Raw genomic sequence first — 2,025 nt, forward strand, 5'->3', positions numbered from 1 at the left:
ACCCCGTCGAACTGTTCGGCGGCGTCCGCTTCCCCCCCATCGGCGACCTGCCCTACCTGCTGACCCTGGCCGGACACGGCTTCTACTGGTTCCGGCTCACCACGGCCGCGTCCCCGACCGCCCGGCGCGTGTGACCACCGTGCGGCTGACGAAAGGAGACGTGTGAGCATGCCGAAGACCGCGTCCCTGGTGCCGAGCGCCGGGAGCCTGGCCGGGCCCATGACCTCGCTCGACCCGCTGCTGCGCGCGTGGCTGCCGCACCAGCGCTGGTTCGCCGGCAAGGACCGGCCCGTCACCGACCTGCGCCTGCTGTCGATGACGGAGCTGTTCCCGGGCTGTCTGCATCTGCTGGTCCACGCCGAACACGCGGACGTCCCCGCCGGCCACGGCACCGTGCCCGCCCCGGGCGGCGCCCCCGTGCCGCCGCCCGCCGACTGCTACCAGCTGCTGCTCGACGTACGGCAGCGGCCGAGCCCCCGCCTGCACCAGGCCTTCATCGGCCGTCCCTCCCAGGGCCCGCTGGCCGGCCTCTCGCTCTACGACGCGCTGTACGACCCGCGCTCGGCGCAGCTGCTCCTGGAGCGACTGCGCCACCCCGGCGCCTTCGGCCCGCTGCGCTTCGAGGCGGATCCGTCCGTTCCGGTCCCCGGCGGTCTGATGCCCAGGCTGCTGAACGCCGAGCAGTCCAACTCCTCGATCGTGTACGGCGACGCGTTCATCCTGAAGGTCTTCCGCCGCATCCAGCCGGGTGTCAACCCGGACCTGGAGGTGCCCTGGGCACTGGCCCGGCAGGACTGCGGCCGTGTCCCCGCCCCGGTGGCGTGGTTCCGTACCACCGAGCCGGAGGCGGCGACCCTCGGTGTGCTCCAGCCGTTCCTGTGCGGTGCGGACGACGGCTGGACGCTCGCCCTGCGGGCACTGGCCACCGGTGACGACTTCACCGCTCAGGCGCATCAGCTGGGAGAGGCGACCGCGGAGGTGCATCTGGCCCTGGCCGGTGCCTTCCCGACCGGCGGGCACCGGGAGGTGACCCGGACGGCGGCGGCGATGACCGAGCGTCTGGAGGCCGCGGCGCACAGCGTGCCCGCGCTCAGACCGTACATGTCCCGGCTGCGCACCGCGTTCGCGGCGCTGGCCGACTGCGACGCCGGCCCGCCCGTGCAGCGGGTGCACGGCGATCTGCACCTGGGGCAGGTGCTGCGGGCGGGGCGCGAGTGGTTCGTCATCGACTTCGAGGGCGAGCCGTCCCGTCCGCTCGCCGAGCGCCGTCTGGCCGAGTCCCCGGTGCGGGACGTGGCCGGGATGCTGCGCTCCTTCGACTACGCCGCCCGGCAGCGCCGCCCCTGGCGCCCGGAGTGGGCGCACCGCTGCCGGGAGGCGTACTGCGCCGGCTACGCCTCCCGGGCCGGCTGGGACCCCCGCAAGGAACACGCTCTGCTGCGGGCCTACGAGACGGACCGTGCCGTGTACGAAGTGCTGTACGAGGCCCGGCACCGCCCCGACTGGCTCGCCGTACCGATGGCGGCGATCGAACGTCTCGCCGTGAGAGGAGGCTGAACCGGTGGCCCTGCGCGACACATCACGTCCCGAGCCGTCCGGCCCCGTCCCGTCCCCCGTGGTGAGAGCGGGCTCCGCGGCCCCGCCCCTGGACCCCGCCGACCGTGAGCGTCTGCTGTCCGGTGCCCACCACGACCCGCATGCGCTGCTGGGCGCGCATCCGGTGCCGGGCGGGATCGCCTTCCGGGCGCTGAGACCGTACGCCGACGCGGTGAGCGTGGTGATCGACGGCAAGCGCACTCCGCTCGTGCCGGAGGGAGACGGCCTGTTCTCGGTCGTGCTGCCGCTGCCGGAGATTCCCGTGTACACGCTGAGGGTGGTCTACGGCGGGGACATCCACGAGGTCCACGACCCGTACCGCTTTCTGCCCGCCCTCGGCGAGTTCGATCTGCATCTGATCGGCGAGGGCCGGCACGAGCAGCTGTGGAAGGCGCTCGGCGCCGAGCCGATGACCCACCAGGGGGTGAC

3 protein-coding genes are annotated in these 2,025 nt (G+C 73.7%); all 3 read left to right on the forward strand.

Going from position 1 to position 2,025, the window contains the following annotated elements; genetic code table 11:
* On the forward strand, positions 1 to 134 hold a 134-nt coding region (locus ABD224_RS29030; protein ID WP_344055272.1), incomplete at its 5' end, for an alpha-glucosidase C-terminal domain-containing protein.
* Positions 135 to 168: 34 nt separating this feature from the next.
* A complete protein-coding gene (locus ABD224_RS29035) occupies positions 169 to 1,557 on the forward strand; it encodes a maltokinase N-terminal cap-like domain-containing protein (RefSeq protein ID WP_344055270.1) in 1,389 nt (462 codons plus the stop codon).
* A gap of 4 nt (positions 1,558 to 1,561) precedes the next feature.
* On the forward strand, positions 1,562 to 2,025 hold a 464-nt coding region (locus ABD224_RS29040), incomplete at its 3' end, for a GlgB N-terminal domain-containing protein (RefSeq protein WP_425581078.1).

It is taken from the genome of Streptomyces thermoalcalitolerans, from assembly GCF_039525155.1.
Classification (GTDB): domain Bacteria; phylum Actinomycetota; class Actinomycetes; order Streptomycetales; family Streptomycetaceae; genus Streptomyces; species Streptomyces thermovulgaris.

Excerpts from the sequence above, each read along its gene's own strand:
- ABD224_RS29035 (WP_344055270.1), top strand. The coding sequence starts at position 169 with ATGCCGAAGACCGCGTCCCTGGTGCCGAGCGCCGGGAGCCTGGCCGGG.